Source organism: Novosphingobium sp. JCM 18896 (assembly GCF_025938095.1).
GTDB lineage: Bacteria > Pseudomonadota > Alphaproteobacteria > Sphingomonadales > Sphingomonadaceae > Novosphingobium.
This window is the reverse complement of the sequence record NZ_JAPCZF010000004.1, coordinates 56,994-80,684: the sequence shown is the minus strand read 5'-3', so window position 1 is coordinate 80,684 and position 23,691 is coordinate 56,994. Positions and strand designations below refer to the sequence as shown.

Sequence of the window (23,691 nt, the reverse complement as noted above, 5' to 3'; positions counted from 1 at the left end):
CCTTGTACGTGTACCGTTCGCGCCGCGGATCGCAGGCGCACTTCGGGCCGGAACCGGCCCGCTATGGGTGCTTCAGTTGACCGGCAGGAGTGTCGCCTGCGAGGCGGCAGGAACGCGCGGCGGCGCGGCCACGGCCTTGGTCGGGGTGATCTGGCCCGCGACCGGCTTCACCTTCTGCCCGGGCTGGGCGAACTGGGTGCCGGTGATGACCACGCGCTCGGTCGGCTGCAGGCCCGAGCGGATCACGCGCAGCCCGTCGGCCAGGGCGCCGACCTCGACCGGGCGCACCACGACCGTGCCGTCCTTGGCGACGACATAGACCACCTTGCGGGCCTGGTCGGTGACCACCGCGCCATCGGGCACGAGCAGCGCCTGGTGCGGCGCGCCGCCGTTCATGCGCATGTTGCCGAACATGCCGGGGACCAGGAAATATTCGGGATTGGCGATCACCGCGCGACCGCGGATCGTGCCCGAACCGTTCTCGATCGCGTTGTCGGTGAAGTCGACGCGACCCTTCCAGGTGTAGCCGGCTTCGTCCTGCAGCTTGATCTCGACCTCCTGCGCCTGAGCGCCACCTTGCTGCTGCGCGCGGCGCTGCTTGAGGTAGAGCGCTTCGGAACCGTCGAAGGCGAAGTAGATCGGGTCGAGCGCATTGATCGTCGTCAGCACGGTCGCATTGGCGGCGGAATCACCGGCAACGAGATTGCCGATGTCGGCACGGCGATCGGACACGCGGCCGGTCACCGGCGCGCGGATCTGGGTGAACTCGACATTGAGCTGGCGGCTACGAACCTGCGCCTGGGCGGCGGCGAGCGAAGCCTGGGCCGACTGCACGCGGGCGCGCAGAGTATCGATCTCCTCGGCGCTAACCGCCTGGTCGGCGATCAGCCGGCTGGCGCGAGCCAGCTCGCTGCGCGCGAGCGTCAAGGCGGTCGAGGCCGCGGCAGCCTGGGCGCGAACCTCGGCAAGCGCGGCGGTGAACGGCCGCGGGTCGATCGTGAAGAGCAACTGGCCCTTCTGGACGACGTCGCCGTCCTTGAAATGGATGCCGACGAGTTGGCCCGAGACGCGCGGACGCACCTCGACCGCCTGGCTCGCCTCGAAGCGGCCGACATAGTCGTCCCAGTCGGTGACCGTGCGCGACAGCGGTGTGGCCACGGTGACCACGGCTGGCGGCGGCGGAGCGGCCTCGCTGCTACCGCTCCACCACCGCGTCACGGCATAGAGCAAGATCACGCCTACCAGGGGAAGGAGATAGTAGGCGGCCTTGCGTTGCCGATACCAGGGGATGGTCTCCGTCGACTCGTTGTGCGAATCGGCCTTAATGTCGGAAAGGTACATGGAAACCGCCACTTGCTTGGAGGTCAGCGTTACTGACCGGTACGTCTCTTGCCTGATACGTACCGTTCTGTTACATTAAGTCAAGATGACGACGAGGATGGACTGTCTGCGATATGGCTAAAAATGCTGACGCATGCGGCGAGCTTGAAACGGAAAATGCCCGGAAAACCGCGGCTTCAAAGATTTTCGATACGGCTCGCGATCTTTTCTATCAGCGCGGTGTGCGCGCGGTTGGCGTGGACGAGATCGTCTGCGAAGCCGGCGTGACCAAGCCGAGTCTCTACCGCGCCTTCAAGTCGAAAGACGATCTGGTCGCGGCCTGCCTGCGCGAAAGCGGGCGCGAGGGACGCGAGGCGATCGAGCTGGCGCTGGCGAATGCCGGCGACGATCCGCGCGCGCGGCTCGACGCGCTGCTGTGCCACTATGGCGACAAGATCAACCGGCCCGATTTCCGCGGCTGCCTGATGAGCAATGTCGCGGTGGAACTGCCCGAACCGGGTCATCCGGGGCGCGAGGTTCTCCAGGAATGCAAGGCGGAGATGCGCGAGATCTTCCTGGGCCTGACAAAGGCCCTGCCCGTGAACGATCCCGAAGGTCTTGCCGACGGGCTGATCCTCATCATCGAAGGCGCGATCGCGACCTGTCACGTCTTCGGCACGCAGGGCCCCGCCCATTCGATGATGGCGACGTGCAACGCGGTGATCGAGGCCAATCTCCGGCGCTAAGCCTGCACCCGAGCGTATGGCGGCGGGTCGAACGCCCCGCCGCCTCCGGCATCACATCGGTTCGAGCGGCATCGGGATCGCGCGCGCAGGCAGCGCCTCGTTCATGAACTCGACCAGGCCCACCCAGTATTGCATCAGGCACTGCTCGACCGCCTCGACACCGCGCTCGGTCAGACGCACGTCCTTGGCGCGCTGATCCTGGGCGCTGCCCTCGCGCGCGATCAACCGCTTCAGCTCGAGCACGCCGATCCACCGCAGCGCCGTGGTCGGCGGCGAGTTCGAGGCCAGGCACACGCTGGTCGTGCGCAGGCTGCGGCCTTCGGCGTGGTTGATGTAAAGATCGAGCAGGATGTCCCAGGCCGGTTCGGATAGCAGTTCGGCCGTCAGGAACTTCCGCCGCTTCGCTCGCGAGGCGTAGAGCACCTTCGCCAGCTTCGCGAGATTGGGCGCGAGCAGTTCGCCGCCCGGCTGCTCGACCAGCAGCGCAGGGGATGCGCCCGAACTGCAAGTGCAGGCGCCGCGCTCGTGGATCGCGCTGGGGCACGACGCCGGCAGCGTAATCGGTTCGAAATCGGGGTTCTTCATGGGATTGAGCTCCGCGCCGTTCCGCATTGTCTGGTCCTCACGCCTCGGCGAACTGGCCGAGCCGCATTTCCCGGTATTGCTCTGCCATGGCGGCCTGTTCGGGCAGCAGCGCGTCGACGAAAGGTTCGACATGGCCATCGCCCAGCAGCAGCGACGGACACTGACCTTCGAAGTTGTTGAGGCTGGGCAGGTGCTGACGATAGCCCACCAGCGCTGCCACCTCGGGCGCGAAGATCTTGGCGACTTCGGGCGGATAGGCCAGCCACTGGTTCTCCCAGGGCTTGAGCCAGCCCAGGCAATAGCTGATGATCAGGCCGCGGCGCGATTGCGACGCGTGGTTCTCGCCGCCCGAATGCATGGTCGAGCCCAGGAAGATGCAGGCCGAGCCCTTGGGCATGACCGCCGAGATCGCGTCCTCGTCGGGCAGCAGCGGTTCGCTCTGATCCTTGTGGTTCGATCCCGGCCAGACGCGGGTGGCGCCATTGCGCTCGGTGAAATCATCGAGCGCCCACATCACGTTGATTATGTATTCGGTCTCGCCCTTGGGAGTCCACCACATGTCGTGATCGCGATGCGGCCCCTGCGCCGGCGCGCCGGGGAAGATCTCGATCGCCTGGGTCAGGTTGAGCTGGAGCGAATGGCAGTTGGGCTGCAGGATCGAGTTGACTATGTCGTAGACCAGATCGTGCAGCACCAGCCCCTGCGCCGAGCGCGAGCGGGCGAGGACGCGGCCAAGGCGCTTGGTTTCGGCGCCGTAGAACGGACCCTGGCAATAGGGCACGGCATCGAAATGCGGCGCGAGTTCGTCGCCGATCGCGTCGATCGTCGCGGGACAGGCGATTTCGTTGAGGATCAGATAGCCGTCGCGGCGAAGCTGGGCGACGAGAGCCGGAACGTTGGCGAGATCATGGGTCATGGTCGTATCTCCGGTCGAAAGGGTCAGGCGACGAGCGCCGGCGCGTGCTCGATCATGCGCAGCACGGGCATGTCATGGCGCCAGGCCTCGTTGGTCAGCGCGAGCGAATGCCGGTCGAGCCGGATCTGCAGCGCGCCGATCAGCGAACCGGCCACGATTTGCGGCATGCCCAGCGGCTTGATGTGCCAGCCCGAGCTCAGCAGCTGGGTCAGGAAACCGAAGTCGCAGACCGCGGTGTACTTGGTGACCCCCATCTCTAGCCCGAACTCGATCATCGCCCGCCCCAGCATGTTGCGGACCATCAGCCGGTCGCGCACGGGCACCGACGGCGACACCACCAGCCGCGTGATCTCGCGCACGCTCGGACCGCGCGGCAGCGTCCCCTCGCAGAGGAACGGGAACACGTCGGCCAGCATGTGTGAGCCCGTGGTCGGCAGCAGCCGGACCGAACCGAGATGGTCGCCCGAGGCGACATCGCGCAGGATCAGGTAGTCGGCGAGATCGTTGTCGTACTGATCGGCTTCCTGGACGCCGTCATGCGGGATGTCCCAGTTCAGCGTATCGACGAAGACCTGCTTGCGGTCTTCGTGCATGGTTCGGAAGAGGTGTGCATTGGCCGCGCGATCGGATCGCGTAAGATGCTGAATCATTTAAGCGATTTCCCACAATTTGCGTGGGATCAAGATCGCTCAAACGCGCGCGGTCGGCATGTCTTAGATCTAAGGTATTGACCCTAGAACAGCTCGCTGAACGGCAGCGAGCCGTCATAGAGCGCGCGCAGCACCACCTGGATCCGCGTCGACACGTCGTAACGCTCGCGCGCGGTCTGGATGTAGGTGGTGACGGTCGATTGCGAGAGGCCGAGGATCTTGGCGATCTCCCAGTCGGACTTGCCGCGCGCGACCAGCGCGATGCATTCGAGCTGGCGCTGGGTCAGCTTGACCGGCATCCGATCGGGCAGACGGCGCATGGCCGTGACCAGCGTCCGCGCAGCCTGGAAGGCGAAGGAGCCGACGAGCTGCGCCATCGGGAAATTCGCGCGCGGCACGTCGTGCCCCGGCCCCACCGCGAAGTTGCACGAACCGTTGAGCTCGCCCGGCACGTTGGCCGGCACGGTGAAGCCGTCGACGATCCCGGCCTGGCGCGTGCGCTCGGTCAGTTCGCGGTGCGCCGCGGTGACCGTGATGAACTCGCCGACCTGATCCCAGCCGAAGCCCACCGCCGAACGCTGCGCCGCCAGCAGGATCGGATCGTTGCTGACGATGTCGTCGTTGATGTATTGATCGACCCAGGCCTGCGGATAGTCGCTGAGCGCGACGAAGTCCTCGGTCACGACGTGTTCGACCATGGTCCCCATCGGCCGCAGGTCGACGTGATGCACGAGCGCGAAGTGATCGAAATCCATCTCGCGCGTGATGTCCTGCATCAGGCAATGCAGATCATGGGGCGTTCGAACGCCGCGCGAGAGGTCTATAAAGGCCTGTACGTCCTGGAGCTTTGACATGGCAAAGGCTCAAATTGCGACTTGCTGCTGGTATGTCCATAATGGCTATAGTTAGCCGGCGGGAGCAAGCCCATAATTTCCGATACTTATTAGGTATCTGTGCAAATAACTATTAGCGCCCCGACGATCGTCGCGCGCACAAGCGCCCCACCCCGCGGGTCGAGGGCGATCTTCGAGTCGTTCTATGGCGACGACGAACTGCGGCGCTGACGGGCTTCAGGCGGCGATCGGCAGAACCTCGACCGGGGCCTGCATCCGCTCCGGACCGACGGATGCGATCTCGGGCGCGGCCGTTTCCAGCGAGACCTGGCCGCTGCGTTCGAGCTTGCCCCAGCCCACCTTCGGACCGCTGAGCGCGGCGAAGACGGCCTTGAGCACGACGGCGTAGAGCAGTTGGCGATAGCCGAACCGCTGCATCAGCAGGCGCAGCGCCGGGAAGCCCTCCTCGCGGCCGTCGAGGCGGTAGGCGATCCAGCCGCAGGTGAGATCGATCGCGGTGAAGGCGAGCCAGAAGCCGAGGATCGTCAGCAGATCGCCCTGCATCGTCGGGAAGCCGTGGTTGATCAGGCGCAAGCCCGTGTCGATCAGGCTGGCGACCAGCGCCAGGTCGATGATCGGCGAGATCAGGCTGAACAGGATCTGGAACAGCCAGGCCTGCGGCATGCCGAAGCGGGCAAGGCCGCGCGGCTGGCCGGTCATCAACGCGGCGCGATGCTTCCACAGGCACTGGAGCGTGCCGTAGGCCCAGCGATAGCGCTGCTTGAACAGCGAACGGAAGGTCTCGGGCGCCTCGGTCCAGGCGATCGCATCGACGTCGCAGGCCACCTTCCAGCCCTCGCGCTGGATCGCGATCGTCAGGTCCTGGTCTTCGGCCAGGGTGTCGGCCGGATAGCCGCCGACCGCGTCGAGCGCGGCGCGGCGCCAGGCACCGACGGCGCCGGGCACGACGGTGATCGCATCGAGCGCCGACAGCGCGCGGCGTTCGAGCCCCTGCGCGGTGATATATTCGATCGCCTGCCAGCGCGTGACGAGATTGATCCGGTTGCCGATCTTGGCATTGCCCGCGACCGCGCCGATCGCCGGATCGGCGAACCAGCGGACGAGCTTGGCGATCGTATCGGGTTCGAACTGGGTATCGGCGTCGAGCGCGATGACGACGTCACCCTTGGCGATCCTGAGCCCCTGGTTGAGCGCATTCGCCTTGCCGCCGTTCGGGATCGTCAGCAGCGTCACGCGCGGATCGATCGCGAAGGCATGGTCGACGATTTCCGAGGTCCGGTCGGCCGAGCCGTCGTCGATGACGATGACCTCGATGCGCGGGCCGGTGCTGGCGAGAATGCGCCGCACCGAGGCCTCGATGACCATTTCCTCGTTGTAGGCTGGGATCAGCACCGAGACGAAGCTGGGTACGAGATGCGGCGCCGGATCGGGCGCGCGATATGTGCGCGCGTTGCGGCAGGCGAGCACGGTCAGCACCAGCGAGCGGGTTATGCCGAGCGCGATCGCCGTGAGAAACAGGACGACCAGCGCCTTGGCCCCGCCCGAGAGGCCGGCGAACAGACCGCCGGCACCTTGCGCGACCACCTGCTGCGTGCCCTGGAGCGGCGGCATGACGGCATCGCGCTCGAGCCCGGCGAGACGCGAGACCGTGACGAACTCATAGCCGCGCGCGCGCAGCTGGCGGATGATCTCGGGCAGCGCCTCGACCGTGGCGGTGCGATCGCCGCCGCTGTCGTGCAGCAGGACGATCTGGGTCGAACGCTGGGCATTGCCAGATTCGACCTGCGCGACGGTCTTGGCGACGATCGAACGCGCGTCGGTCTCGGACCAATCGAGCGGATCGACATTCAGACCGACCGAGAGATAGCCCATGTCGGCAGCAACGCGCGCGGCGCGCAGCTCTTCGGGCGTGTTGGGATCGGCGTCCCCCAGATAGGGCGCACGGAACAGCCGCATCGAGCGGCCGGTATAACTCTCCACCAGCCGCTGCGTGGTGTTGAGCTCGAGCTGGATCGCCGATTCGGGCAGGCGATCGAGATCGGCGTGAGTGGTCGAATGGTTGCCGAGTTCGGAACCCTCGGCGATGATCCGACGCAGCAGGTCGGGCTCACCCAGAGCATTGGCGCCGGTGACGAAGAAGGTCGCGGTCGCCTTCTCGCGCTTGAGCACGTCGAGGATCTGCGGCGTCCACTTGGCATCGGGGCCGTCGTCGAAGGTCAGCGCGACAAGGCGACGATGATGGCCGGCACGCTGGACGAGGTTGGTGGTCGGCAGCGCGGTATAGCTGGCCTGGCGGATCAGGCCGTCGGTGCCGGGCACGCCCTCGCGACGGCCGGGCTGTGCGGCGCTGGCGAGACGCAGGACCTCGCCGTTGCCGATGAGTTCGACGTTGTCCTGCGTCGGCAGGTGGTCGAAGGCCGGCTGACCGCCACGCGGCGTCGCCAGCGCGGTCCAGAAGCCCGGGTCCTCGCTGCCCAGGCGCCAGAGCGCGACGCCGCCGGCACCGAGCCGCTGCGAGACCTGAAGCTGGTTCCAGGTGCTGATCGCGTCGAGCATCCACACCTGGTGGCGCACGCCGCGCTCCTCATAGGCGAAATGGCTGTTCCCCGTGCGCGGATCGAAGCGCGGACGGACGCCCGCCGCCACGGCCTTTTCCCAGGCCTGGGCAACGGTTATGCCTTCGGCCCGGCCCTTGCCCCAGTCGTAGGCGTAGTTGCCGAGTGCGACGATCGCCTTGTCGCGGCCGATCGCCTGAACGGCCGCGGCGAGGTGCTGTGCGAACCACGGCTGCGACGCGATCGGCCCGGGCTCGCCGCCCGGCCAGTGCTCGTCGTAGGCCATGAGGAAGATGCGGTCGGTGACCGCGGCATAGGCGGAAAGGTCCCAAGCGGGATCGGCGACCGGCGCGGCGATCGTCACGATCAGGCCGCGCGGGGCGAAGCGGTCGTGGATGTCCTTGAGGAAGGCGAGATAGGCCGGATGCGCGTCGGCGGGCAGGTCTTCGATGTCGAGCACCACGCCAGCCGCGCGTTCGGCCGCGAGCGTGTGCTCGACCTTGGCGATGAAACGGCCACGCGCCACCGGATCGGCGAAAAGGCGCGCGCTGTTACGGCCGTCCCAGGTGCCGGCTTCGTCGACGTTCTGGATCATCAGGAGGAGTTTGGCCTGGCTCTGACCGTCGAGCACTTCGCGCAGATGCGCGTCGCTCTCATAGCGCCAGGCGTGATCGCGCCCGTGGAAGCTGGCGAGACCCGCGGCGACCCAATCGAGCTGGCCGACGTGGGCGGCGAGCGAGGCGCGGCCGGCCTCGTCCCAGGGCATGTAGAAACCGAAGCGCTCGGCCGCGGCGGAGGTGGAAACCTGCGATGCCGGAAGCCAGGCCCCCGGCGCGGAATCGGTGACGACGGGGCCGGAGGCTACCGGCTTCGGTCGTTCGGCGGCATGGGCGCTGGCGAAGGCCGGCGCGACGTGGCGCTCCATGAACAGCACTTCGGCCAGCAACACCGTTGCGGCGATCGCCAGGATGATACCGATGCCCCAGGCGGCCGCACGGACGCGCACGGCACGACGGCCGCTGGGATCATGAAAAATCTGGAAGTCCAACGCGCCCGCCACTGCTGGTTTTTGTCAGCAGCGCGCTAGGGGAAAATGGATAATTCTCCCTTAACCATGGCCCTCGGGAACTGGACTTTTTCGCAGAAATTCAGCTCCAGACGGCCTCGGGCGGCAGGCTCATCAGGATCGCGTCGATGTTGCCACCGGTCTTGAGGCCGAACAGCGTGCCGCGATCGTAGACAAGGTTGAATTCGGCATAGCGGCCGCGCCATTCGAGCTGCTGGAGCTTGTCCGCGGACGTGAAGTCCATACCCATGCGCCGCCGCACGAGCCGCGGGAACACCGCGAGGAAGGCCTGCCCGACGGCCTTGGTGAAAGCGAAGTTCGCTTCCCAGGCGTCGGTGTCGGCGCATTCGAGGTGATCGTAGAAGATGCCGCCGACGCCGCGATGCACCTTGCGGTGCGGGATGTAGAAATAGTCGTCGGCCCACTGCTTGTAGCGATCGTAGTAGCCCTCGCCGTGCGCGTCGCAGGCGGCCTTGAACGCGGCGTGGAATTCGGCGGTGTCCTCGTCGTAGGGGATCGGCGGATTGAGGTCGGCGCCGCCCCCGAACCAGGCCTTGGTCGTCGTCAGGAAGCGCGTGTTCATGTGCACCGCGGGAACGTGCGGATTGGCCATGTGCGCGACGAGGCTGATGCCGGTGGCCGAGAAGGCCGGCTTTTCCGCCGAAGCGCCGTTGATCGTGCCGGCGAAGTCGGTCGCGAGATCGCCGACGACGGTCGAGATGTTGACCCCGACCTTCTCGAAGACCTTGCCCTTCATCAGGCCGCGCGTGCCGCCACCGGTCTCGCCCGCTTCCCCGCCCTCGACCGCGGCGCGCTGCCACGGGGTGTAGTCGAAAGCCGCATCGCTGCCGGCCTCGCGCTCGATCGCCTCGAACTCGGCGCAGATCGAATCGCGCAGTTCCTGGAACCAGTCACGGGCGCGGGCGGTATAGGGGGTCCAGTCGGTCATCGGGACCGCTTGCCAAAACCGGGGCGGTCCGGCAAGGGCAGCGCATGGTTCCCTTTTCGTTCGCCGGTGAAGAGATGCGGCTGGTCGATGGCCGCGCGCTGTTCTGGCCGCGCGAGCGGGCGCTGCTCGTCGCCGACCTGCATCTCGAGAAAGCGAGCTTCTTCGCCAGCCACGGCCAGCTCCTGCCGCCCTACGACAGCCGCGAGACCCTCGAACGGCTGGCCTCGGCGGTGCGCGAGACCGAAGCGCGGCGCGTCTATGCGCTCGGCGACAATTTCCACGACGGCAAAGGCAGCTTGCGCCTGGAGCCGCATGCCGCAGGCATGCTCGCGGCGCTGACTCGCGCGCTCGACTGGGTGTGGATCACGGGCAATCACGACGCGGGAGCCGAAGAGATCGCCGGAGGGGCGCTTGCGGACGAGATCGTCTCGGGCGGACTCGTGCTGCGCCACAAGGCCCAGGCCGGCGAATCCCGGCCCGAGCTCTCGGGCCATTTCCATCCGCGCCTGATGGTCTCGACGCGCGGCCGACGCATCGCCCGGCCCTGCGCCGTGATGAGCGAACAGCGGCTGATCCTGCCCGCTTTCGGCGCGCTCACGGGTGGCATGAACGCGGCCGACCCGGCGATCCTCGCGGCCATGCAACCGGCGCTTGCGATCGACGCGGTGCTCCCGGCACGCGGCCGACTGCTGCAATATCCGCTGTGGCGCGCCGCGGCCTGATTGGCACGGGTTGCACAACGGCCGATAATTCCCACTTTCCTTGCTTGCGCGATTCGATCTAAGGACGCCGCGCAGACGTTTCAGGAGAATTGACTATAGCACCCCCACCCCGGCGCATGATGACCCCGCCCGTCAAGAGCGGGCCGCGCTACAACAACATGATTCAAAGCGACAAGGTCCGCGTCATCGACGAGGCCGGCGAGAATCTGGGCGTCATGTACACGCGTGAAGCTATCGAGCAGGCGGCCGAGGTAGGCCTGGACCTGGTTGAAGTTTCGCCCAATGCCGATCCGCCGGTCTGCAAGTTCCTCGATGTCGGCAAGTTCCGCTACGAGGCGCAGAAGAAGGCCAACCTCGCGCGCAAGTCGCAGAAGACGCAGGAGATCAAAGAGATCAAGATGCGTCCGAACATCGACGACCACGACTACGACGTGAAGATGCGCAACGTGCAGCGCTTCATCGAGGACGGCGACAAGGTGAAGGTCACGCTGCGCTTCCGCGGCCGCGAGTTCTCGCACCAGCAGCTCGGCATGAACCTGCTCAAGCGCGTTCAGGACGATGTCGCGGAAATCGCCAAGGTCGAGGCCTATCCGCGCATGGAAGGCCGTCAGATGCTGATGGTGCTTTCGCCCAAGTAAGCGCACTTCCCTCTCCCGGTGGGAGAGGGACTTGGCCGCGCATCGAGCGCGCCGCTCACACAAAAATGAAAGACTATCGTTTCCCGCTGGTGGAACGCTTGACCCTGCGCGCAAGCCGCGCGTAGGAACCGCTGAACAACAGTTCAAAGGCGGGAGAGAACCATCAGCTACCTAGGCGAATTGCGCGCCGCCTGGCGCCCCCTGCTCGCGGCGACACTCGGCCTCGCGACCGGCATGTCGATGGCCGGTCCGGTCACCACCGCGCTCGCCCCGTCGCTGATCGCGGGCAATCACTGGTCGCCCGCCGATTTCGCCAAGGTCGGCTCGATCGCGCTGTTCACCTCGCTCGCCTTCCCGATAATCGGCCGACTCGCCGACGTGCTCGGCGTGCGCTTCACCGCGCTGATCGGCATGGTCACCCTGCCGCTGGCCTATCTCGCCTACAGCCTGATGGACGGCGCGCTTTCGACCTACGTCGTGATCTTCTTCATCCAGAGCCTGCTCTGCGTGACCACGACCTCGACGGTCTATACCCGCCTCGTGGTCCAGCACGTCGAGAAGGCGCGCGGGCTGGCGCTGGCGATCGCCGCTTCCGGCCCGGCCGTGTCGGGCGTGATCATGGGCCCCGTGCTCAACCATTACGTCGAGGCGCACGGCTGGCAGGCGAGCTATCAGGCGCTGGCCATTTTCGGGGCGATCGCCGGGGTCATCGTGTTCCTGCTGATCCCGCCCGAGCGGCGGACCGCGCCGGCCGCGGCTGCCGCTACCCCGGCCCCGAAGAAGCGCCGCGCGCGCGACGACTATCCGGTGATCTTCCGCAAGCCCGCCTTCTGGTGCCTGGTCGGGGCGATGCTGCTGTGCAACCTGCCCGCGACGATCATGCTCGTGCAGCTGAAACTGCTCATGCTGGCCAACGGCATCAGCGGCGAAGGCGCCGGCGTGATGCTCGCGGCAATGTCGATCGGCATGCTCGCCGGCCGCTTCGTGGCGGGTGTCTCGCTCGATCGCTTCCGCGCCGACCTGGTGTCCTTCGTGACCCTGGGCCTGCCCAGCGTCGGCCTGTTCATCATCGCCTCGAGCTGGGACGCACCCGCGGTCCTGACCTTCGCCGTGTTCTGCATCGGCTTCTCATTCGGCGCCGAGGGCGACATCATCGGCTTCCTCGTCGCCCGCCATTTCGGCGTGGAGGTCTACAGCTCGGTCATGGGCCTGCTGACCTTCTGCACCTCGTTCTCGACCGCCTCGGGCGCGCTGCTGCTGGGGATCACGATGGAGAAGACCGGCGGCTACAACCTCTATCTGATCATCGCCGGCTTCGGCGTGCTGATCGGGGCCTGCCTGCTGCTGCTGCTCGGCAAGGGCCGCGAACCGAGCGAAAGCGCGAAGGACATCGAGGAAACGGTCCCGGTCACCACGGCACCGGGCGGGGCGGCCTGAGCTAGCCCTCGGAACCCTTCCATTCGCGCCGCTCCTCGGCGGCGCGGAGGACCTCGTAGGCGAGCTGGAGCGCCTGGAAGGCCTTCGCCGCCTCGGCATCGTTCGGGCGCACGTCGGGGTGCACTTCCTTGGCCTTGCTGCGCCAGGCCTTCCGCACCGCATCGAAATCGGCGTCGGGATCGAGCCCCAGGACCTCGAGCGCGCGCAGTTCGTCGCGACTGCGGCTGCCGTCACCAGGCCCCGCCCAGGCGTTGTGCGCCGATTCGCGATAGCCGGAATTGTCGCGCTTTTCCTCGCTCTCGCGCGCTGCGGCCTCTTCGGCGGTCAGGCCGGCGAAGTAGTCCCAGCCCGAATTGTATTCGGCCGCATGCTTCTGGCAGAAATACCAGCGATCGGGGCTGTTGGGTGATTTCGGCGCCGGGCAGTCGCCGGGATCGGTGCATCCCGCGCGATCGCACAAGCGGATCTGCGCCGCCTCGCGCCCGGCTTCATAGCCTCGCCAGCGGGGAAAGCCCCAGTCATTGGATCGGCGTGCGCGGGTCATCGGGCCGAGATAGGCGTCCTGCCGGGGGCAGTGCAAGGCTTGACCCGGATTCAGGAAAGATTAACGCGGCCGGGTCTAATTGCTGCATTGCAATATCTGATAACCTACCTTACTATAATCATCCTGAGTAACCGAGGTATCGTCATGAGCAAGCAACTCGCCCTGTCGGCAGCGTTCTCCATCTTCATGATGGCGGCTTACGTTCTGCTCGGCTCGAGCGCGGTTCGCGAACCCATCATGCTCGAGGATTCGACCGCGGTTTCAAGCCCGTTCCAGGTATCGGCAGCGGCCCTGCCCACGCCTTCGACGCTGCTGTCCTTCCTGCGCTGACGCAGAAAAGCCCTCCCCCGCGAGGAGGAGGGCTTCCTAAGCCTACAAGCCTGAAAGATCGTCAGTCGATCGTGACCGTGACCGCGCGGCGGTTCTTGGCCCAGCTTTCCTCGTCCGAACCCAGAGCGATCGGGCGCTCCTTGCCGTAGCTGACCGTCGTCACGCGCGACGCATCGACGCCGAGGCTGACCAGATAGTTCTTCGCCGAATTGGCGCGACGCTCGCCCAGCGCGAGGTTGTAGTCGCGCGTGCCGCGTTCGTCGGCATGGCCTTCGACCGTCGCGCGCTTGGCCGGATACTTCATCAGCCACTGTGCCTGGGTCTGCAGCGCGGCCGCATCGACGCTGTCGATGTTGTACTTGTCGGTGTCGAAGTAGATCGTGTCCTGACCCGCCATCTGCTGGACGAAATCCGCCTGGCTACCGGGGATGATGCGGTTCGCGCCATCGTCGGTCTGGGTGGCGACGCCGGTCGGCTCGGGCGGAAGTTGCTTGGGGGCCTTGCTGGCACAGGCGGCCATGGCGAGGGACCCGGCCAGCAGACAGACGGCGGCACCGGTTTTCGTACGCCCAATCATCGCGTTCTCCTTCTCAGAATGCAAAAGCATCAAGACGCCCATGTGTGTAGAGTGGAACACATGAACGACAGGTTGGTGCCCTTCGGCGCCAAAACGCTTCAGGGCTGGATTGGACCCCAGGCCGGATCGGACGCGTCGGCGGGGGTCTGAAGCCTCCGCTCGTTGCGACCAGTTAGATCCACCTGCCAGATTGACGTCTTGCCCGAGTTTTTCTCGGTGCGGAAGAACTGGATGATGCGTCCGTTCGGCGCCCAGGTCGGCGCCTCGTCCTGCCAGCTGTCGGTCAGGTGCCGCATCGAGCCGCCACCGGGGCTCATCACGCCGACGCGCAGGTTGCCGGCGATGTGGGTGAAAGCGATCTGATCGCCGCGCGGGCTCCACTCGGGCGTCGCGGCGCGGCCGCCGAAGAACGAGATGCGCTTCTGGTCCGAACCATCGGCGTTCATCACATAGACCTGCTGACTGCCCGAGCGATCGCTCTCGAACACGATCTTGCTGCCATCGGGCGAGAACGAGCCGCCGACGTCGAGGCCGGGGCTGTCGGTCAGCTTGACCGGGGTGCCGCCGCCGGCCGACGAGATCTTGTAGATGTCGGTGTTGCCGGCGATGGCCATCGAATAGAGGATCCACTTGCCGTCGGGCGACCAGCGCGGCGCGAAGGTCGGATAGGAGTTCGCCGTGATCAGCCGCTGCTGGTTGGTCGACAGGTCGTAGACGTAGATTCGCGGATTGCCGTTGAGGTACGACAGGTAGAGGATCTGCTTGTAGTCGGGCGAATAGCGCGGAGTCAGCGCGGTCGCCTGGCCGCTGGTCAGGTAGCGGTGGTTGGCGCCGTCCGAATCCATGATCGCGAGCCGCTTCATGCGGCGGTTCTTCGGGCCGGTCTCGGCAATGTAGGCGATCTTCGAATCGAAGAACGGGCTCTCGCCCGAGAGGCGCGAATAGACCATGTCCGAGCACTTGTGCGCGGCGCGGCGCCAGTCGGCGGGGCCGACCTGCCAGCCGCCCTTCACGAGCTGCTGCTTGAGCTGGACGTCGTAGAGATAGCAGCCGATCGTCAGGGTGCCGTCGGTGTTCTGGCGGACGTAGCCCTGGACGAGCATTTCCGCGCTGCGCGCCGACCACACCGGATAGTCGGGCGACTGGACCTGCGGATAGGCGGGCTGCGGCAGGCCGGAGGGGCCCGAGGGCTTGAACAGGCCGTTGTTGCGCAGATCGCCCGAGATCACGTCGGACAGCGCGCGGCCGAGCGAAGCCGTGGTGCCGGCATTGGTCTGCGTCGGCAGGTCCTGATCGGTGGCGAAGGCGGTGATGGCGATGCCGAGATCCTGCCAGGCGGCTTCGTCCGAGACGGTGCCACTGAGGCCGCCATCATCGTCGACGGCCGGTGCCGGCGCGGGAGCCGTGGGTACGACGGGCTGCGGTGTGATCGTCGGAGCCGATTGCGCCCAGGCCGGACCGCCGAGCGCGAGCGCGGTGGCGGCGAGAAGAAGGTTGCGGATGGTCATTGCGAGAGCCTCTTGTCGAAGCGGATCGTGACCCGCTTCCAGGTGTTGTAATATTCGTCGGGCAGATCGAACGGCGCCGCGAGTTGGACCGCGCGGATCGCCTGTTCGGCATGACGCGCAGCCTGCGGGCGGTTGGCATCGGTAATGCCTTCCTGGCGCACGACCTCGGGCCGGCCGGCGAGCGTGCCGTCGCGGTTGAGGTTCCAGCGCAGCACGGTGATCAGCTTCTCGGAATCGGCGCCTTCGGGCACCTTGCCCTGCCAGTGCGGCCGCAGCGCGCGCGAAATCGCGCCGAGCAGCGAGGCCTGCACCGCCGGCCCAGCGGCCTGGGCCGGCGGGCTGTTCGATCGCGCTGCGTTCTGCGCGCCGGGCACGCCCTTGAGGAAGTCGTCGCCGACGCGGCTCGCACCTGCAGGCCGCGTGGACGGACGCGCCGGGGCCGCGTTGGGCTGGGCCGCGGGACGGGCGGCAGGCCGAGCGGCCGGGCGCGCCGGCGCCGCGCTGGGCTTCGGCGTTGGCCGTGCGGGTGCCGCAGAGGGGCGTGGTTGCGGCCGGACGGTCGGCTTGGCCACGGGCTTGGGCGGCTGCGGCCGCATCGTCGGTTTGGGCACCGGCCGCGGCGCTGGGGCGGGACGCGGCGCGGGCGGCGGCGGAACCGGCTTGGGCTGCGGTTTGGGCGGCTCCGGCTTGGGTTCGGGCGGTGCTGGCGCCGGTTCCGCTTCGGCCGGGGCCGGCTCGCCGATGTCGGGCGCGACGTCCGGCGCCGCCTCCGCCGCGGGTTCGGGCGAAGTCGACGTGAGCGCGACTTGATCGCTGAGCGTCACCTCGATCCGCTCGGGCGGCATGACCGCCGGCGCGCCGCGCGGCTGCCACAGCAGTGCCGCCACGATGCCGACGTGCAGCACCACGGCGGCGGCGAGACCAATGCGTTCCTCGTTGCGAAGGGCGACCGCTGCCATCGTCGAACCGCTATTGGGGCTCGTCTGAACCGCGGATTACCGCGGGTTCGGTGCCGGTGGCCGTGGTGACCAGCGAGATCGAGGTGAAGCCAGCGCGATTGAGCTCGCCCATGACCGCCATGGCCCGGCCCCAGTCGATCGCCTTGTCGGCACGCAGGGTCACCAGCGGCGGCTTGCCGTCGGGTGCGGGCGGCACGGCCTCGAGCCGGTCGCCGAGTTCGCCCGGCGCCACGGGATCGTCGTCGATGTAGACCTGGCCGTCGCGCGCGACGGTCACGGTGATCTGCTCCTTCTCCTCGGACAGCGCCTTGGCGCGGCTCTCGGGAAGCTCGACCGGCACGCCCGCCTTGAGCAGCGGCGCGGTGACCATGAAGATGATCAGCAGCACCAGCATCACGTCGACCAGCGGCGTGACGTTGATTTCCGACATCGCGGTGCGTCCGCCGCGTCCCCGACGGCGCCGACTACCGCCGCCTCCTGCAAAGCCCATCGCCATGGCTCAGCCCTCCAGCTGGCGGCTGAGGCTCGCGTGGAAGCGATCGCCGAAACGCTGCAGGCTCGCCTCGAAGCCGTTCACGCGGTGCGAGAAGCGGTTGTAGGCGATGACCGCCGGGATCGCCGCGAAGAGGCCGATCGCGGTGGCAAACAGCGCTTCGGAAATGCCCGGCGCGACGACTGCGAGCGACGAGTTCTGCTGCTGGCCGATCTGGAAGAACGAATTCATGATGCCCCAGACCGTACCGAACAGACCGACAAAGGGCGCGACCGAGCCGACCGTGGCGAGGAAGTTCAGCCGGTTGGCGAGATTGTCCGCTTCCTGCGCGACGGCGGAATCAATCGCCAGGGTCAGCCGTTGCCGCGCCCCTTCGCGGTCGAGCACCTTGCCCGTGGCCGAACGCTTCCACTCCGCGAAACCCGCAGCGGCGACCTTGGCCGAAGGCACGTCGCCGCGGCCGCGTTCGTTCTGGAAGGCCTCAAAATCGCGCGCCTTCCAGAAATCCTCCTCATAGGCGGCCGAGCGCCGGCGCACGCTGCCCATGCGCAGCGAAAAGCCGACGATGATCATCCAGACCCACACGGAAGCGAGGATCAGGCCGATCATCACCACCTGCACGACGATGTCGGCATCGAGGAACAGCTTGACCGGGTTTAGATGCGTCGGCGCGCCGGCCGCGGCGTCGGTGGCCGTGGTGCTCGCGGCGGCGAGGAGGGAAAGGAGCGTCATTGGGATCCTTTGGAAGCGGGTTCGGGGGCGAAAAGGATGGAGGCAAAAGCGTCGAGCCAGGCCGAAGGTTGCGCGCGCGGCCGGCCCGAGGGGCTGACGAAGGCGACGCGGAGCCGCGCTTCGCTGAGCAGCAGGTCACCGCGCCAGGCGAGCTGGTGCATGCGGCAGGAGGCCTTGCGCAGTTCTTCGGCGCGCGTCTCGATCACCACGGCATCGTCGAGCCGGGCGGGCGACAGATAGCGGATCGACAGGTCGGCGACGGCATAGGCGCCCTCGCCCGCCTCGTGCGCGGCGCGCTGGTCGATGCCCAGCAGGCGCAGCATGTCCGAGCGCGCACGCTCGAACCAGCGCAGGTAGTTGGCGTGATAGACGACGCCCGAAAGATCGGTGTCCTCGAAGTAGGCGCGCACCGCAAAGCGATGCACAGGCCCGTCGAAACGGCCACTGGTCGGTTCGGGGAGCGACGTCATGCGACGAACCGTTTAGCCGCCGGGTGACTCCGAGGGCAACCCATGGCGGTCGCCCCGAAGCAAATCAGGCACGATTGGTCGGTGGATCGGCCCGCCGAAGCGGCGATCAATCCCCGATCATCACCCGGAACTGGCGGCCGCCGAAGATGTGGACGTGGAGATGCGGAACCTCCTGATGGCCGTGACCGCCCATGTTCACCATCAACCGGTAGCCGGGCTGGTCGAGCTCGAGCTCGCGCGTGACCGTACCGATCGCCCGGGTGAAGCCGGCGATCTCGCCGTCGGAGGCCTTCAAGGTGAAGTCATCCCAGGACACGTAGGCCCCCTTGGGGATCACCAGGACATGGACCGGCGCTTGCGGATTGATGTCGTGGAAGGCGAGCGCGTGATCGTCCTCGTAGACCTTCTTGCAGGGAATCTCCCCGCGCAGGATCTTCGCAAAGATGTTGTTCTCGTCGTAGGGCAGACGCGGATCGATCGGCATGGAGGCTCCTCAGGAAGTACGCGCGGCTTTCTCGGCGATGCCCGAAGTGCCTTCGCGGCGCTCGAGCTCGGCCAGCACATCGGCGAGCGGCACCTGCTTGGCGCCCAGCAGGACGACGAGATGGAACAGCAGGTCGGCCGCCTCGCCCACCAGGGCCTCGCGATCCTCGACCAGCGCGGCGATGACCGTCTCGGTCGCCTCCTCGCCCAGCTTCTGCGCGATCTTCTTGAGGCCCTTGGCATTGAGCTTGGCGACGTAACTCGAATCGGGATCGGCATCGCGACGCGCGGCGATCACGGTTTCGAGGCGGGTCAGGGTGTCATCTGCGGCCATGTGGGAGCCATGCGGCGGCGGCGCGGCCCGGTCAAGCCGGCTTCAGTCGCGACGCTTGCCCGCGAAGTGCCGACCGATCAGCAGGCCGGCGATGCCGAGCGAGAACAGGGTGATGCCCGAAGGGTCGGGCAATTGGACCGATCCCGCCGCATAGGCCGGTCCGGCCAGCAGCAGACTGACGGCGGACGAGGCACCCAAGGTTCGGATCATACCCACCCAGACGTTAACGCAAACTTCGGGCCAGCCGCAAAAACTCGCAGAAAACTGCGACTTCTAGTGGTTAACGTGCAGCCAGGGGGTTGGGCAGGTGTAAGCCCGACCGACAGTTTCAGCCGCGTGCGGGCAGACCGGCGGCGCGCAGGGCGGCATGGGCTTCGGCGACCGTGTGCTGACCGAAGTGGAAGATCGAGGCCGCCAGCACCGCGCTGGCATGGCCCTGGGTCACACCCTCGACGAGATGGTCGAGCGTGCCGACGCCGCCGCTGGCGATCACCGGCACCGACACCGCATCGGCGATCGCGCGGGTGAGTTCGAGATCGTAGCCGGCCTTGGTGCCGTCGCCGTCCATCGAGGTGACGAGCAGTTCGCCCGCGCCGAGTTCGGCGAGCTGCACCGCATGGGCGATGGCGTCGATCCCGGTTTCCTTGCGGCCGCCGTGGGTGAAGATCTCCCAGCGCCCGTCCTTGCGCCGCGCATCGACCGAGGCGACGATGCACTGGCTGCCGAACTTCTCGGCGATGTCCGAGACGACTTCGGGCCGCGAGACCGCGGCCGAATTGACCGCCACCTTGTCCGCCCCCGCGAGCAGCAAGGCACGCGCATCGTCGGCCGAACGTACGCCGCCGCCAACGGTCAGCGGCATGAAGCAGACCTCCGCGGTGCGCCGCACGACGTCGAGCAAGGTGCCGCGGCCTTCGTGGCTCGCCGAAATGTCGAGGAAGCAGAGCTCGTCCGCACCGGCCGCGTCATAGGTCTTCGCCTGCTCGACCGGATCGCCGGCATCGCGCAGGTCGACGAAGTTCACGCCCTTCACCACGCGCCCATCGCGCACGTCGAGACAGGGGATGACGCGGACACGGACGGTCATTGCTTGTTGGCCATGGCGATCGCCGCCGCCAGATCGAGCCGGCCGTCGTAGAGCGCGCGGCCGGTGATCACGCCCTCGATGCCGTCATTGGCGTGGACCGCGAGCAGACGGATGTCGTCGAGGCCCTTGACGCCGCCCGAGGCGATCACCGGCAGGTCGGTGCGGCGCGCGAGATCGACCGTCGCATCGATGTTGCAGCCCTTGAGCAGGCCGTCACGGCCGATGTCGGTGAAAAGCAGGCTGGCGACGCCGGCGTCCTCGAAGCGGCGCGCCATGTCGACGATCGAGACGTCGGAGACTTCGGCCCAGCCTTCGGTCGCGACCATGCCGTCGCGCGCGTCGACGGCGACGACGATGCCGCCCGGATAGGCCTTGGCCATATCCTTGACGAATTCGGGATCCTTGAGCGCCGCGGTGCCCATGACGATGCGCGACACGCCGAGGTCGAACCAGCCCTCGACCGCGTCGCGCGTACGAATGCCGCCACCGAGCTGGACGTGACCGTCGAAGGCCTCGAGGATCGCCTCGACCGCACCCTTGTTCTCCGCCCGGCCCGCGAAGGAGCCGTCGAGGTCGACGACGTGGAGATACTGCGAGCCCTGTTCGGCGAACAAGGCGGCCTGTGCGGCGGGATTGTCGCCATAGACCGTGGCGCGCGCCATGTCGCCTTCGGCCAAGCGCACGACCTGGCCCTGCTTGAGATCGATGGCGGGAAAAACGATCATGGTCTCAAGGCTTCCATTCGAGGAAACGCGAAAGGAGCGCGAGGCCGAAGGCCTGGCTCTTCTCGGGATGGAACTGGACGCCGACAACGTTGTCGCGCGCCACCGCAGCGACCACGCCGCCGCCGTGATCGGTCATCGCGGCAATGTCGCGGCCGCTGTCGGGCACGAAGTGATACGAGTGCAGGAAATAGGCTTCGCCCGGCTCGACCAGGCCTTGCGCGTGCGGCGGTACGGCGACGTCGTTCCAGCCCATGTGCGGGATCTTGATCACCGGATCGGTGACCTCGATGCGCCGCACCTCGCCCTCGATCCAGTTGAGCCCCTCTGTCACGCCATGCTCGACCCCGCGCGTGGCGAGGAGCTGCATGCCGACGCAGATGCCCAGGAACGGCGCCCCGCCGACCTGGACGCGCTCGGTCATCGATTCGACCAGATGCGGGATCGCGCGAAGGCCTTCGACACAGGCGCGGAACGAGCCGACACCGGGCAGGACGATACGATCGGCAGCGCGCACGACGTCGGGATCGGCGGTGACCTTGACGCCCTCTGCACCGGCTGCCTTGAGCGCGTTCGCCACCGAATGCAGGTTGCCCGCGCCGTAGTCGACGAGAGCAAGGACCTCAGCCATCGAGGCCGCCCTTACCGAGGATGCCCTTGGTCGAAGGGATCGCCCCGCCCTTGCGCAGATCGGGCTCGACCGCCTGGCGCATCGCGCGCGCGAAGCCCTTGTAGATGCCCTCGATGATGTGGTGGTTGTTCTGGCCATAGAGGCATTCGATGTGCAAGGTGATGCCCACGGCCTGCGCGATCGACTGGAACCAGTGCTCGAACAGCTCGGTGTCCATCTCGCCCAGCCGCGGCTGGGTGAACGACGCCTTCCACACGAGCCAGGGCCGGCCCGAGATGTCGAGCGCGACGCGTGCCAGCGCCTCGTCCATCGGCGAATAGGCCTGGCCGTAGCGGCCGATCCCGGCCTTGTCGCCCAACGCCTCGCTGATGCACTGGCCGATCGCGATCGCGCTGTCCTCGGTAGTGTGGTGCTGATCGACGTGCAGATCGCCGACGATCTTGCAGGTGATGTCGATCAGCGAATGGCGCGAGAACTGCTCGATCATGTGATCGAGGAAGCCGATGCCGGTCGATACGTCGTAGGCGCCGGTCCCGTCGAGATTGATCTCGACCTGGATGTCGGTCTCGTGAGTCTTGCGACTGATCCGGGCGGTGCGCGCTGTTGCCATAGGCGCCGGCCTATAGTGACGAGAGCGTGGGAATCAATGCAAACCCTCGGTCCGGGGCTCCATGCAGGGCTTGACCCGTGACGCCGGGAAGGCCACTTGGATGGCGATGACCGAAAACGTGCCCGACAGCCTGATCCCCTACGACGAGATCGTGCAGGAAGCCCTGCGCGCGGTGGTCGGCCGCGTTCTCGGCCAAGTCGAGGCCGGTGGCGGCGTGCTACCCGGCAATCACCACTTCTACATCACCTTCAAGACCGGCGCCCCCGGCGTGTCGATCCCGGCGCATCTCAAGGAGCGCTTCCCCGACGAGATGACCATCGTCCTCCAGAACAAGTTCTGGGAACTGACGGTCGAGGAGACGCTGTTCTCGGTCGGGCTCAGCTTCAACCAGGTGCCCGCGAAGCTGGTCATCCCTTTCGGTGCGATTACCGCCTTTGTCGATCCTGCGGTCGATTTCGGCCTGCAATTCCAGGCGGTTGGCTCGCAGATGGAGCCCGAGCCGCACGACGATGCCGAGAACGACTCGCTGGAACGCGAGTCCGCGCCGCGCGTTACCCCTTCCGACGACGGATCGAACGTCGTCTCGGTCGATTTCGGCCGCAAGAAGTAGGGGCTGCTGCCCCGCAAAGCGAGGGTGCGATGGCCGGTAGCGGCGCGAAATCGAGCGTGAAGAAAGTCGGCAAGGCCGTGGCCAGCACGGCGCAGAAGGCCGGCAGCGCCCTCGAAAAGGGCCCTAGCCCCAATCCGATGACCAACCTCATCATTGCCGACGTCGCCCTGCGCGGCGGCGGCCGGCTGTTGCGTCACGTCGTGGAACGCACGCTGCTCGGCGTGAAATATCCGCCCGACAAGGCCAAGAACATCGTCAAGGGCAAGTCGATGACGCAGACGCTGCTCGGCACCGCCGTCGCGCGCATCGCCACGCGTTCGGTCCCGGGCGCTCTGTTGGTCGGCGGTGGCCTGCTGGCCAAGACGCTCTACGACCACGGCCGGAAGCGCAAGGCGGAAGCCGCAGGCGAACGGGCGGTCGAGGATCAGGCCGACGCCGGGGATCACGCCGACAAGGCCTAAGCCGCGGCTTGATTTGCCCGCCCGCTATCGGCATCAGCGGGCATGGACCAGATTCCCGAAACCCACGACGACACGCTGCATCGGCGCGGCTTGATGTTCATCCTGTCCTCGCCCTCGGGCGCGGGCAAGACGACGATCTCGCGCAAGCTGCTCGCGCATGACGAGCGCATCGGCATGTCGGTTTCGGTGACGACGCGCCAGCCGCGCCCCGGCGAGGTCGACGGCAAGGACTACATCTTCAAGACCCAGGAACAGTTCGACCAGATGGTCGAGGACGGGCACTTCATGGAATGGGCCCACGTCTTCGGCCATTCCTATGGAACCCCCAAGTCGCAGATCAAGGCCGGGCTCAAGGAAGGTCGCGACTTCCTGTTCGACATCGACTGGCAGGGCACGCAGCAGCTCTACCAGAAGTCCGAGACCGACGTCGTCCGCGTGTTCCTGCTGCCACCCAGCCTCGACGAGCTGCGCCGCCGCCTGACCGCGCGCGGCACCGACAGCGCCGAGGTCATCGCCGGCCGCATGGCCCGTGCCCAGGCCGAGATCAGCCACTGGGACGGCTACGACTACGTCGTGGTCAACGACGACATCGACGAATGCTTCGACAAGGTGGTGCAGATCCTCGCCGCCGAACGCCTGAGCCGCGCGCGCCAGACGGGTCTCATCGGCTTCGTGCGCGAACTGATGCGGCCCGAGCTCTGA

General features: G+C 67.0%; 29 protein-coding genes. 8 read left to right on the top strand and 21 right to left on the bottom strand.

Annotation, left to right across the window (positions count from 1 at the left end; all coding sequences use genetic code 11):
• Positions 1–72: 72 nt before the first annotated feature.
• Positions 73–1,341: an efflux RND transporter periplasmic adaptor subunit gene (locus OLX23_RS14880; RefSeq protein ID WP_264445803.1), complete on the bottom strand. Its 1,269-nt coding sequence runs from the start codon at positions 1,339–1,341 to the stop codon at positions 73–75.
• 113 nt (positions 1,342–1,454) lie between these two features.
• Between OLX23_RS14880 and OLX23_RS14875 the strand changes: the two genes are divergently transcribed.
• On the top strand, positions 1,455–2,066 hold the full coding sequence (locus tag OLX23_RS14875) for a TetR/AcrR family transcriptional regulator (protein WP_264445802.1): 612 nt from the start codon (positions 1,455–1,457) through the stop codon (positions 2,064–2,066).
• Positions 2,067–2,117: 51 nt separating this feature from the next.
• Here OLX23_RS14875 and OLX23_RS14870 read toward each other — a convergent pair whose 3' ends face one another.
• From OLX23_RS14870 to hemF, 6 genes are all read right to left on the bottom strand, one after another.
• Positions 2,118–2,678 (bottom strand): hypothetical protein, encoded by a 561-nt coding sequence (locus tag OLX23_RS14870; RefSeq protein WP_264445801.1) that lies wholly within the window; start codon positions 2,676–2,678, stop codon positions 2,118–2,120.
• A gap of 10 nt (positions 2,679–2,688) precedes the next feature.
• Positions 2,689–3,567, bottom strand: a complete 879-nt coding sequence (locus OLX23_RS14865) for a phytanoyl-CoA dioxygenase family protein (RefSeq protein WP_264445800.1) — start codon at positions 3,565–3,567, stop codon at positions 2,689–2,691.
• 23 nt (positions 3,568–3,590) lie between these two features.
• Positions 3,591–4,217 carry an acyl-homoserine-lactone synthase gene (locus OLX23_RS14860; RefSeq protein WP_264445799.1) on the bottom strand — a complete coding sequence of 209 codons (627 nt, stop codon included), beginning with the start codon at positions 4,215–4,217 and terminating at the stop codon, positions 3,591–3,593.
• A gap of 83 nt (positions 4,218–4,300) precedes the next feature.
• Entirely contained in the window at positions 4,301–5,071 is a 771-nt protein-coding gene (locus OLX23_RS14855) for a LuxR family transcriptional regulator (RefSeq protein ID WP_264445798.1), read from the bottom strand.
• 216 nt (positions 5,072–5,287) lie between these two features.
• Positions 5,288–8,674: a glycosyltransferase gene (locus OLX23_RS14850; protein ID WP_264445797.1), complete on the bottom strand. Its 3,387-nt coding sequence runs from the start codon at positions 8,672–8,674 to the stop codon at positions 5,288–5,290.
• Between the two features lie 100 nt (positions 8,675–8,774).
• The gene (gene hemF / locus OLX23_RS14845; RefSeq protein WP_264445796.1) at positions 8,775–9,641 is read right to left on the bottom strand and encodes an oxygen-dependent coproporphyrinogen oxidase; all 867 of its coding nucleotides are present in this window, start codon (positions 9,639–9,641) and stop codon (positions 8,775–8,777) included.
• Between the two features lie 44 nt (positions 9,642–9,685).
• Here hemF and pdeM point away from each other — a divergent pair, with 44 nt between their 5' ends.
• The 3 genes from pdeM to OLX23_RS14830 all read left to right on the top strand — a co-directional run bounded on the left by pdeM (position 9,686) and on the right by OLX23_RS14830 (position 12,438).
• Entirely contained in the window at positions 9,686–10,363 is a 678-nt protein-coding gene (pdeM, locus tag OLX23_RS14840; RefSeq protein ID WP_264445795.1) for a ligase-associated DNA damage response endonuclease PdeM, read from the top strand.
• A gap of 116 nt (positions 10,364–10,479) precedes the next feature.
• Complete coding sequence (infC, locus tag OLX23_RS14835) at positions 10,480–11,001, top strand: translation initiation factor IF-3 (RefSeq protein ID WP_264445794.1); 522 nt, start codon at positions 10,480–10,482, stop codon at positions 10,999–11,001.
• A 180-nt stretch (positions 11,002–11,181) separates the two neighbouring features.
• The gene (locus OLX23_RS14830) at positions 11,182–12,438 is read left to right on the top strand and encodes an MFS transporter (protein WP_264445793.1); all 1,257 of its coding nucleotides are present in this window, start codon (positions 11,182–11,184) and stop codon (positions 12,436–12,438) included.
• Between the two features lies 1 nt (position 12,439).
• Here OLX23_RS14830 and OLX23_RS14825 read toward each other — a convergent pair whose 3' ends face one another.
• Positions 12,440–12,982: a J domain-containing protein gene (locus tag OLX23_RS14825; protein ID WP_264446256.1), complete on the bottom strand. Its 543-nt coding sequence runs from the start codon at positions 12,980–12,982 to the stop codon at positions 12,440–12,442.
• Positions 12,983–13,126: 144 nt separating this feature from the next.
• On the opposite strand from OLX23_RS14825, the gene OLX23_RS14820 reads away from it, so the two are divergent.
• On the top strand, positions 13,127–13,312 hold the full coding sequence (locus OLX23_RS14820) for a hypothetical protein (RefSeq protein ID WP_264445792.1): 186 nt from the start codon (positions 13,127–13,129) through the stop codon (positions 13,310–13,312).
• A 61-nt stretch (positions 13,313–13,373) separates the two neighbouring features.
• Here the strand turns inward: OLX23_RS14820 and pal are convergent, their stop codons facing one another.
• The 13 genes from pal to hisB all read right to left on the bottom strand — a co-directional run bounded on the left by pal (position 13,374) and on the right by hisB (position 21,918).
• Entirely contained in the window at positions 13,374–13,889 is a 516-nt protein-coding gene (gene pal / locus OLX23_RS14815; protein ID WP_264445791.1) for a peptidoglycan-associated lipoprotein Pal, read from the bottom strand.
• Between the two features lie 98 nt (positions 13,890–13,987).
• Complete coding sequence (gene tolB / locus OLX23_RS14810; RefSeq protein ID WP_264445790.1) at positions 13,988–15,397, bottom strand: Tol-Pal system beta propeller repeat protein TolB; 1,410 nt, start codon at positions 15,395–15,397, stop codon at positions 13,988–13,990.
• Positions 15,394–16,356 (bottom strand): TonB C-terminal domain-containing protein, encoded by a 963-nt coding sequence (locus OLX23_RS14805; RefSeq protein ID WP_264445789.1) that lies wholly within the window; start codon positions 16,354–16,356, stop codon positions 15,394–15,396. The genes tolB and OLX23_RS14805 overlap by 4 nt, the downstream gene beginning before the upstream one ends.
• A gap of 10 nt (positions 16,357–16,366) precedes the next feature.
• A complete protein-coding gene (locus OLX23_RS14800) occupies positions 16,367–16,852 on the bottom strand; it encodes an ExbD/TolR family protein (protein ID WP_264445788.1) in 486 nt (161 codons plus the stop codon).
• A gap of 3 nt (positions 16,853–16,855) precedes the next feature.
• The gene (gene tolQ / locus OLX23_RS14795; protein WP_264445787.1) at positions 16,856–17,581 is read right to left on the bottom strand and encodes a protein TolQ; all 726 of its coding nucleotides are present in this window, start codon (positions 17,579–17,581) and stop codon (positions 16,856–16,858) included.
• The gene (locus tag OLX23_RS14790) at positions 17,578–18,051 is read right to left on the bottom strand and encodes a YbgC/FadM family acyl-CoA thioesterase (protein ID WP_264445786.1); all 474 of its coding nucleotides are present in this window, start codon (positions 18,049–18,051) and stop codon (positions 17,578–17,580) included. Before OLX23_RS14790 ends, tolQ begins: the two co-directional genes overlap by 4 nt.
• Positions 18,052–18,157: 106 nt before the next feature.
• On the bottom strand, positions 18,158–18,535 hold the full coding sequence (locus OLX23_RS14785) for a histidine triad nucleotide-binding protein (protein ID WP_264445785.1): 378 nt from the start codon (positions 18,533–18,535) through the stop codon (positions 18,158–18,160).
• A 9-nt stretch (positions 18,536–18,544) separates the two neighbouring features.
• Positions 18,545–18,868 (bottom strand): phosphoribosyl-ATP diphosphatase, encoded by a 324-nt coding sequence (locus OLX23_RS14780; protein WP_264445784.1) that lies wholly within the window; start codon positions 18,866–18,868, stop codon positions 18,545–18,547.
• Between the two features lie 42 nt (positions 18,869–18,910).
• A complete protein-coding gene (locus OLX23_RS14775) occupies positions 18,911–19,066 on the bottom strand; it encodes a PEP-CTERM sorting domain-containing protein (RefSeq protein WP_264445783.1) in 156 nt (51 codons plus the stop codon).
• Positions 19,067–19,196: 130 nt separating this feature from the next.
• Complete coding sequence (gene hisF, locus OLX23_RS14770; protein ID WP_264445782.1) at positions 19,197–19,955, bottom strand: imidazole glycerol phosphate synthase subunit HisF; 759 nt, start codon at positions 19,953–19,955, stop codon at positions 19,197–19,199.
• Positions 19,952–20,680, bottom strand: coding sequence for a 1-(5-phosphoribosyl)-5-[(5-phosphoribosylamino)methylideneamino]imidazole-4-carboxamide isomerase (gene hisA, locus OLX23_RS14765; RefSeq protein ID WP_264445781.1), 729 nt, complete (start codon positions 20,678–20,680; stop codon positions 19,952–19,954). The genes hisF and hisA overlap by 4 nt, the downstream gene beginning before the upstream one ends.
• Before the next feature lie 4 nt (positions 20,681–20,684).
• Positions 20,685–21,308 carry an imidazole glycerol phosphate synthase subunit HisH gene (gene hisH, locus OLX23_RS14760; protein ID WP_264445780.1) on the bottom strand — a complete coding sequence of 208 codons (624 nt, stop codon included), beginning with the start codon at positions 21,306–21,308 and terminating at the stop codon, positions 20,685–20,687.
• A complete protein-coding gene (hisB, locus tag OLX23_RS14755) occupies positions 21,301–21,918 on the bottom strand; it encodes an imidazoleglycerol-phosphate dehydratase HisB (RefSeq protein ID WP_264445779.1) in 618 nt (205 codons plus the stop codon). Before hisB ends, hisH begins: the two co-directional genes overlap by 8 nt.
• A 106-nt stretch (positions 21,919–22,024) precedes the next feature.
• Between hisB and OLX23_RS14750 the strand changes: the two genes are divergently transcribed.
• Genes OLX23_RS14750 through gmk form a run of 3 tightly spaced genes read left to right on the top strand, consistent with a single transcriptional unit; the run spans position 22,025 to position 23,691 of the window.
• Positions 22,025–22,528 carry an SspB family protein gene (locus OLX23_RS14750; protein WP_264446255.1) on the top strand — a complete coding sequence of 168 codons (504 nt, stop codon included), beginning with the start codon at positions 22,025–22,027 and terminating at the stop codon, positions 22,526–22,528.
• Between the two features lie 29 nt (positions 22,529–22,557).
• Entirely contained in the window at positions 22,558–22,989 is a 432-nt protein-coding gene (locus OLX23_RS14745) for a hypothetical protein (RefSeq protein WP_264445778.1), read from the top strand.
• Between the two features lie 42 nt (positions 22,990–23,031).
• Positions 23,032–23,691, top strand: coding sequence for a guanylate kinase (gene gmk, locus OLX23_RS14740; protein WP_264445777.1), 660 nt, complete (start codon positions 23,032–23,034; stop codon positions 23,689–23,691).

Coding starts and splice junctions, on each gene's coding strand:
- OLX23_RS14800 (WP_264445788.1), bottom strand. CDS start 16,852: ATGGCGATGGGCTTTGCAGGAGGCGGCGGTAGTCGGCGCCGTCGGGGA.
- OLX23_RS14880 (WP_264445803.1), bottom strand. CDS start 1,341: ATGTACCTTTCCGACATTAAGGCCGATTCGCACAACGAGTCGACGGAG.
- tolB (WP_264445790.1), bottom strand. CDS start 15,397: ATGACCATCCGCAACCTTCTTCTCGCCGCCACCGCGCTCGCGCTCGGC.
- OLX23_RS14745 (WP_264445778.1), top strand. CDS start 22,558: ATGGCCGGTAGCGGCGCGAAATCGAGCGTGAAGAAAGTCGGCAAGGCC.
- OLX23_RS14825 (WP_264446256.1), bottom strand. CDS start 12,982: ATGACCCGCGCACGCCGATCCAATGACTGGGGCTTTCCCCGCTGGCGA.
- hisH (WP_264445780.1), bottom strand. CDS start 21,308: ATGGCTGAGGTCCTTGCTCTCGTCGACTACGGCGCGGGCAACCTGCAT.
- OLX23_RS14750 (WP_264446255.1), top strand. CDS start 22,025: ATGACCGAAAACGTGCCCGACAGCCTGATCCCCTACGACGAGATCGTG.
- OLX23_RS14805 (WP_264445789.1), bottom strand. CDS start 16,356: ATGGCAGCGGTCGCCCTTCGCAACGAGGAACGCATTGGTCTCGCCGCC.
- OLX23_RS14780 (WP_264445784.1), bottom strand. CDS start 18,868: ATGGCCGCAGATGACACCCTGACCCGCCTCGAAACCGTGATCGCCGCG.
- OLX23_RS14870 (WP_264445801.1), bottom strand. CDS start 2,678: ATGCGGAACGGCGCGGAGCTCAATCCCATGAAGAACCCCGATTTCGAA.
- infC (WP_264445794.1), top strand. CDS start 10,480: ATGATGACCCCGCCCGTCAAGAGCGGGCCGCGCTACAACAACATGATT.
- OLX23_RS14860 (WP_264445799.1), bottom strand. CDS start 4,217: ATGATTCAGCATCTTACGCGATCCGATCGCGCGGCCAATGCACACCTC.
- hisB (WP_264445779.1), bottom strand. CDS start 21,918: ATGGCAACAGCGCGCACCGCCCGGATCAGTCGCAAGACTCACGAGACC.
- hemF (WP_264445796.1), bottom strand. CDS start 9,641: ATGACCGACTGGACCCCCTATACCGCCCGCGCCCGTGACTGGTTCCAG.
- pal (WP_264445791.1), bottom strand. CDS start 13,889: ATGATTGGGCGTACGAAAACCGGTGCCGCCGTCTGTCTGCTGGCCGGG.
- OLX23_RS14875 (WP_264445802.1), top strand. CDS start 1,455: ATGGCTAAAAATGCTGACGCATGCGGCGAGCTTGAAACGGAAAATGCC.
- gmk (WP_264445777.1), top strand. CDS start 23,032: ATGGACCAGATTCCCGAAACCCACGACGACACGCTGCATCGGCGCGGC.
- OLX23_RS14855 (WP_264445798.1), bottom strand. CDS start 5,071: ATGTCAAAGCTCCAGGACGTACAGGCCTTTATAGACCTCTCGCGCGGC.
- OLX23_RS14865 (WP_264445800.1), bottom strand. CDS start 3,567: ATGACCCATGATCTCGCCAACGTTCCGGCTCTCGTCGCCCAGCTTCGC.
- pdeM (WP_264445795.1), top strand. CDS start 9,686: ATGGTTCCCTTTTCGTTCGCCGGTGAAGAGATGCGGCTGGTCGATGGC.
- hisF (WP_264445782.1), bottom strand. CDS start 19,955: ATGACCGTCCGTGTCCGCGTCATCCCCTGTCTCGACGTGCGCGATGGG.
- OLX23_RS14820 (WP_264445792.1), top strand. CDS start 13,127: ATGAGCAAGCAACTCGCCCTGTCGGCAGCGTTCTCCATCTTCATGATG.
- hisA (WP_264445781.1), bottom strand. CDS start 20,680: ATGATCGTTTTTCCCGCCATCGATCTCAAGCAGGGCCAGGTCGTGCGC.
- OLX23_RS14790 (WP_264445786.1), bottom strand. CDS start 18,051: ATGACGTCGCTCCCCGAACCGACCAGTGGCCGTTTCGACGGGCCTGTG.
- tolQ (WP_264445787.1), bottom strand. CDS start 17,581: ATGACGCTCCTTTCCCTCCTCGCCGCCGCGAGCACCACGGCCACCGAC.
- OLX23_RS14785 (WP_264445785.1), bottom strand. CDS start 18,535: ATGCCGATCGATCCGCGTCTGCCCTACGACGAGAACAACATCTTTGCG.